This is a genomic window from Wolbachia pipientis (assembly GCF_023661085.1).
GTDB lineage: Bacteria > Pseudomonadota > Alphaproteobacteria > Rickettsiales > Anaplasmataceae > Wolbachia.
In genome coordinates this window covers 1-5,165 of the sequence record NZ_JAHDJT010000104.1, presented here as the reverse complement: position 1 = coordinate 5,165, position 5,165 = coordinate 1, and the positions used below count along the sequence as shown (strand labels likewise).

Sequence of the window (5,165 nt, the reverse complement as noted above, 5' to 3'; positions counted from 1 at the left end):
ACAGATTGGGAAGTTAAACAAATAGCTTCAATACTATGATAAGGATAACGGCGAAAGTTGTCAAGTAGTTTTTTCGCATACGCCAAAGCTGGTTTGATATGCGAGTGGTCTAAGTTGTATGGCATGAGGCTATCTATGCCAATTCTGTATGTAAATCTCTAACTAGAACTTCAGCACATTCTCTGCGAACGATTATACTGATCTTGATTTCAGATGCTGTGATAGCGAGTATTTCTATCTTTTTTTCGCTCAAAACCTTGAGTATGCGGTGCATCACTTCAGCATTAGACATAATGCCAATACCAATTATTGAAATTTTAGCTACGTTATTGTTTATGATATAGCTCCTATTCAGTAGCTTTTTCATGAAATCAATATCAAATTCGGAAATTACAATACTTGATCCGTGTATCATATCAGTTTTAATGTTTGCCCCTGCAATATCCCTTAAAATACGCAAGGTATCTGCAAGGTTAGTAAAAGTTACAAGAGCCTCATTAGTGCTATAAGTTATTCCAGTAATTGTGTATCTTTCCAGTACATCTTTTTTGTGCAGTACTGCAGTTCCTTCCACTTCTTTAAAGGCGGACAGCACTTGTACTTTAATGTTATGTTTCATTGCAAGCTGTACTGAACGATTATGTAGTATTTTAGCACCAGATGACGACATCTCCAACATTTCATCGTAAGAAATAGATTTGAGCTTGCGTGCTTTTGGAACAATTTTCGGATCAGCTGTATATATGCCATCGATATCAGTGAAAATCTCGCAAACTTTGACGTTAAAAGCTACCGCTAAGGCAACTGCTGATATATCAGAGCCTCCTCTTCCAAAAGTAGTGATTCTGTCATCATGTATACCCTGAAAGCCGGCAATAATCGCTACAGTATACCCTTCAGTAAAAGACCTTTTCAGATGATCAATCTCTATTGTTTTTATTTTAGACTCGGAGTAAAAATCGTCTGTTATAATCGGCAACTGCCAGGCAAGCCAAGATTTAGCGTTTATTCCAGTGGATCGGAGAGTGATTGCTAACATGCCGCAAGAAATCTGCTCTCCCGCTGAAAGTATAACGTCATATTCCGACAGTTCTCGTTCGCAGCTTAAATCTGAGATTTGTCTAGCCTGAAAAGCCATTTGATCAGTAAATCCCGCAATGGCGGATACAACGACAATTACATTATAACCTCTCTCAACATCCTTTTTTATCAAATTTGCAACTCGGTTTAAGTCAGTTAATGAGGTCCCACCAAATTTTTTTATGATTATATTGTCCATAGCTACAATATAGCCTTCCTCCAGAAAAAAATATAGCGCTAGTTGATATAAACTTTAAAAGGCTCAGTTATTCTCCATAGCAAAATCCCTAGCTAGGAATAGCGAACCACAAATCAGTATGGTTTTGACATTCTGGATAGGAACTTTTAGTATGTGGTTTAATATGGCATTGCCGATCGATTCACATTCAATAGCATTTATCCCTATATTATTTGCTCTCTCCTTGATTAGACCTGTATTTGTTGCTTTGGGCTCAGACTTAACACAAACCGCACATAATAACTTGATATATGATTTTAAGTGTTCCAAAAACTCTTCCACGTTTCTGTTACGAGTAACACCAAAAATCATATAGATACCTTCAGCAAAATTATCTTTCACCCAATCAGATAACACTCTGGCACCATCGTTATTGTGCGCACCATCTAAAAATAATTGCCAATCTTTCGGTAACAAAGAAATTAAACTGCCCTCTTTTATAAGCTCTAGTCGTGCAGGCCAGTAGGTATGTTGCAAACCTGAGGCAATATCCTCTTCTTCAATATCAAATCCATACTTTCCACTCAAAATGCTACATGCTGCGATAGCGTTTCCTGCATTAATTATTTGATGATCGCCCTTCAAAGAAGGCAAAGGAAATTCTATTGATTGAATAGCCGATTGGAAAACCATTCGAGCTCCAGCGCGTGACGTCGGAATCCACTTATTTTTTTGCTGGATCCCAGTGTTAGCTACTTGGATGACAGGCAGTTGTTTACTGCAATTCCACTCAAAGCCACCTCTATATAAAGGAGATCTCTTATTGATTGCATATTGCTCTAGCGTATTCATTATGGACTTTTCTTGTGGTGCTATTACGCAAGGAACATTATGCTTCATTATTCCAGCCTTCTCACCTGCTATAATCTCTACAGTTGGACCAAGATATTCCATATGATCAAGTGCAATGGAGGTAATGATTGTTAAGATCGGATTATCTATAACATTTGTTGCGTCAAGTCTTCCACCCACCCCTACTTCGACTAAAGTCACATCGGCTTTATGACGAGAGAAAGCTAAGAATGCTGCAATTGTTGCAGCTTCAAACAAAGTGATAGGCTGATCTGCGATTGCAGTGCGGCATTCTTCTAATAAACTATATAATTCATTATCGTCGATATGACTCCCTGCAACGACTATTCTCTCATTAAAATTAACTAAATGTGGAGAAGTGTATGCATGGACCTTATATCCCGCTGACTGTATTATGCACCTCATAAAAGATAGTGTTGAACCTTTTCCACTAGTTCCAGCTATGTGAATTGCCGGAGGCATCTTTTTTTCGGGACTGCCTAACTGACTTAGAAAGCTTTTCATGCGCTCAAGAGAAAAGTCTTTTGGTCTTCTACCAAGTGGCTTAGGCCAGTGAGGCATGTATATCATAGATTGTTATTACATTTTAATTCATCTATAACACTCGCTACACCATATGTATCAATTTTTTCACTGAATTGGGAACGTTGACTAATAGCAATACTTATTCCATTCATTACAACATCATTTATTAAGAAAGAACTGTTACTTTTAGCAACTTTAAAGTCAATATTTGTAAATTCTTCGTCGCCGTAGGAAAATCTTGTACTAACCAAGCAAATTCCATCATCGCCTGCTTTTGAGCCCATTATGGTCATTTCGCTGTTATTCATGTACTGATACAAAATTTTGACGCACAAACGCGTAAGATACATCTCATATTCTTTCAAGAAACTTTCTCTTTCTTCTTGGGTAGTCAAAGTCCAATGTTTTCCCATTACAAATCGGGATATTTCTTTGAGATTAACATTGTTTCGAATGATCTCCTGAAGCTTTATATATATACATTCCCGATTTCTTTTCTTCTCCTTTATACATATGCTATCCACTTGTTGCTTCATAGCATGCACAAAAATTTTGTGATCTGCACAACTGGTGTAAGCACCTGAAGAAATTATAACAAAAACAATAATGATTAAAGCTTTAGTAATGTTCATAAGGTACACTTATTGATCACAGCACTCAAAATACAAAGTTTAATAAAGATAGTTAGTTTTACTGTTGACTGCAATATACATATAGACACAACTCATGTAAACTAGCTATAATTATAAGGGTCTGTTCTATACGTTATGAGTTAAGTTAAATTTCCCGAGCGATAATTTCTAGTCAAGGGAATTGCCTCTATTAATTTCATTGAAATTAATACGTGATGCCCACTTTAACTTTAGGTCTCAGGAATCTACTAAGACTGACGGTAGATACGGATCCTATTCCAGTTGATTTAGATTCATGCTCTACCGACACAAAGAACAAGGTACTTTTTTCTGTTCACCTGATGAGATATTTCAGGTTGTAATTGATGTTGAAAAGTATCCTGATTTTGTTCCTTGGTGCAAAGCTGCTTATATAAAAGAAAAAATCGATGGCCAAATGGTTGTGGATCTTCTAGCAGCTTTTCATGGTATTAAAGGAAAGTATACATCAGGAGTAACCTTTCTTTCTCCAAGCAGAACAAATGAAGGTTGGATAAAAGCTGTATCATCAAATGGAATATTCAAACATTTATACAATGAATGGAAATTCATTCCTATAGGTAAAAATAAGACCATGGTGAAGTTTGACATAGAATTTGAGTTTAAATCTAGCTCGCTTTCAACTCTATTAAACTCAGTGTACAAATATACACAAAGTAAAATAATTGCTGCATTCAAAGAAAGAGTTGAGAGCCTTGCTAAGTAAAAGTTATCTTGACATTATTAATATAGATACGTAATTTTCTTAGTAACTTTAATGTTTATATTGTAATGATTTTCAGACTATTGTTTTTACTAATTTTTATAAGTGTTAATTCTTATGCAGTTATTAAACAAGACTTATCTAACAGCCAGTACACTCGAAAAACTGGTGAAACAACAGCAGAAGAACTATTATCACCATTGCCCGATGACAAATCACTAGGAGATCCAAAAGCGCCAATTTTAATGATAGAATATGCTTCGCTCACTTGTTATCACTGTTCCCTTTTTCATAAGGAGGTTTTTCCTGCAATTAAAAAGAAATATATAGATACGGGCAAAATGTTATATATATTTCGTCATTTTCCTCTGGATTATAGGGGATTAAAAGCCGCAATGCTAAGCTATTGCTATGAAAAAGAAGAAGACTATTTTAATTTTAACAAAGCTGTTTTTAATTCAATAGACTCGTGGAACTATTCTGATTTAAGTGATTTAACTGTACTACAAAGGATTGCTGCACTAAGTAACTTAAAGCAAGACCTGTTTAACCAATGCATCGATGAAAAGAAAAGCAAGGAAGTGTTTGACAAAATTATAAACGATAAATCACTGGCAATAAATAAGCTTGGTATCATGGCTACTCCAATATTTTTTATCAAGCTTAGCAACGATAAATCATGTACAGAACATAATAAAATTAAACACGAGGGATATAAAGCATTAGAATACTTCACTAATGTAATAGATAAGCTATATGAAAAAGCTATAGTGAAATGATACCACTGTAGCTTATCATAAAAAAACCCCTATGTTGAACTATCGTTTTTTACTACTGCTTGTTGTTTCTTACGCTCAAATTCTCTTTTTTTACTGTGCCAAGCATAATAATACATAGCAATTTTGTTTTCTATTAATATTATTGTTCCATCATAAAACTGAACCATATCCATAACTTTTTTCTGGGCTTCATCAAAACGTTCCCTATATTTCTCACGATAAGCTGGGTTATGTAACAATGTAACCCCTTCATCTTTGTTAGATTTTTTGCTTAACGTTTCAACTTCACCAGCAATATTATAAGACATATAACCCCCTCTAATTGATTATGAAAATTATATTTTAACTAAAGAGAA

Annotated in this window: 6 protein-coding genes and 1 other RNA gene; 3 read left to right on the top strand and 4 right to left on the bottom strand. The window is 35.1% G+C overall.

What is annotated here, in order from left to right; translation table 11 throughout:
* Positions 1 to 133: 133 nt before the first annotated feature.
* From DM84_RS04890 to DM84_RS04880, 3 genes are all read right to left on the bottom strand, one after another.
* Positions 134 to 1,279: an aspartate kinase gene (locus DM84_RS04890; protein ID WP_250778782.1), complete on the bottom strand. Its 1,146-nt coding sequence runs from the start codon at positions 1,277 to 1,279 to the stop codon at positions 134 to 136.
* Positions 1,280 to 1,342: 63 nt separating this feature from the next.
* Positions 1,343 to 2,701: a bifunctional folylpolyglutamate synthase/dihydrofolate synthase gene (locus tag DM84_RS04885; RefSeq protein WP_250778780.1), complete on the bottom strand. Its 1,359-nt coding sequence runs from the start codon at positions 2,699 to 2,701 to the stop codon at positions 1,343 to 1,345.
* The gene (locus DM84_RS04880; protein WP_250778778.1) at positions 2,698 to 3,288 is read right to left on the bottom strand and encodes an MlaC/ttg2D family ABC transporter substrate-binding protein; all 591 of its coding nucleotides are present in this window, start codon (positions 3,286 to 3,288) and stop codon (positions 2,698 to 2,700) included. The genes DM84_RS04885 and DM84_RS04880 overlap by 4 nt, the downstream gene beginning before the upstream one ends.
* A gap of 115 nt (positions 3,289 to 3,403) precedes the next feature.
* On the opposite strand from DM84_RS04880, the gene ssrS reads away from it, so the two are divergent.
* The 3 genes from ssrS to DM84_RS04865 all read left to right on the top strand — a co-directional run bounded on the left by ssrS (position 3,404) and on the right by DM84_RS04865 (position 4,809).
* Positions 3,404 to 3,565: non-coding RNA, 6S RNA (gene ssrS, locus DM84_RS04875), on the top strand.
* A gap of 18 nt (positions 3,566 to 3,583) precedes the next feature.
* Positions 3,584 to 4,033, top strand: a complete 450-nt coding sequence (locus DM84_RS04870) for a type II toxin-antitoxin system RatA family toxin (RefSeq protein ID WP_250778776.1) — start codon at positions 3,584 to 3,586, stop codon at positions 4,031 to 4,033.
* A 65-nt stretch (positions 4,034 to 4,098) separates the two neighbouring features.
* A complete protein-coding gene (locus DM84_RS04865) occupies positions 4,099 to 4,809 on the top strand; it encodes a thioredoxin domain-containing protein (protein ID WP_250778774.1) in 711 nt (236 codons plus the stop codon).
* A 29-nt stretch (positions 4,810 to 4,838) separates the two neighbouring features.
* Here DM84_RS04865 and DM84_RS04860 read toward each other — a convergent pair whose 3' ends face one another.
* Positions 4,839 to 5,117, bottom strand: a complete 279-nt coding sequence (locus tag DM84_RS04860; protein ID WP_041044952.1) for a DUF2671 domain-containing protein — start codon at positions 5,115 to 5,117, stop codon at positions 4,839 to 4,841.
* Positions 5,118 to 5,165: the final 48 nt, after the last annotated feature.

Bases quoted from the DNA above. Each gene is read 5' to 3' on its own strand.
- DM84_RS04890 (WP_250778782.1), bottom strand. From the start codon at position 1,279: ATGGACAATATAATCATAAAAAAATTTGGTGGGACCTCATTAACTGAC.
- DM84_RS04885 (WP_250778780.1), bottom strand. From the start codon at position 2,701: ATGATATACATGCCTCACTGGCCTAAGCCACTTGGTAGAAGACCAAAA.
- DM84_RS04880 (WP_250778778.1), bottom strand. From the start codon at position 3,288: ATGAACATTACTAAAGCTTTAATCATTATTGTTTTTGTTATAATTTCT.
- DM84_RS04870 (WP_250778776.1), top strand. From the start codon at position 3,584: ATGCTCTACCGACACAAAGAACAAGGTACTTTTTTCTGTTCACCTGAT.
- DM84_RS04865 (WP_250778774.1), top strand. From the start codon at position 4,099: ATGATTTTCAGACTATTGTTTTTACTAATTTTTATAAGTGTTAATTCT.
- DM84_RS04860 (WP_041044952.1), bottom strand. From the start codon at position 5,117: ATGTCTTATAATATTGCTGGTGAAGTTGAAACGTTAAGCAAAAAATCT.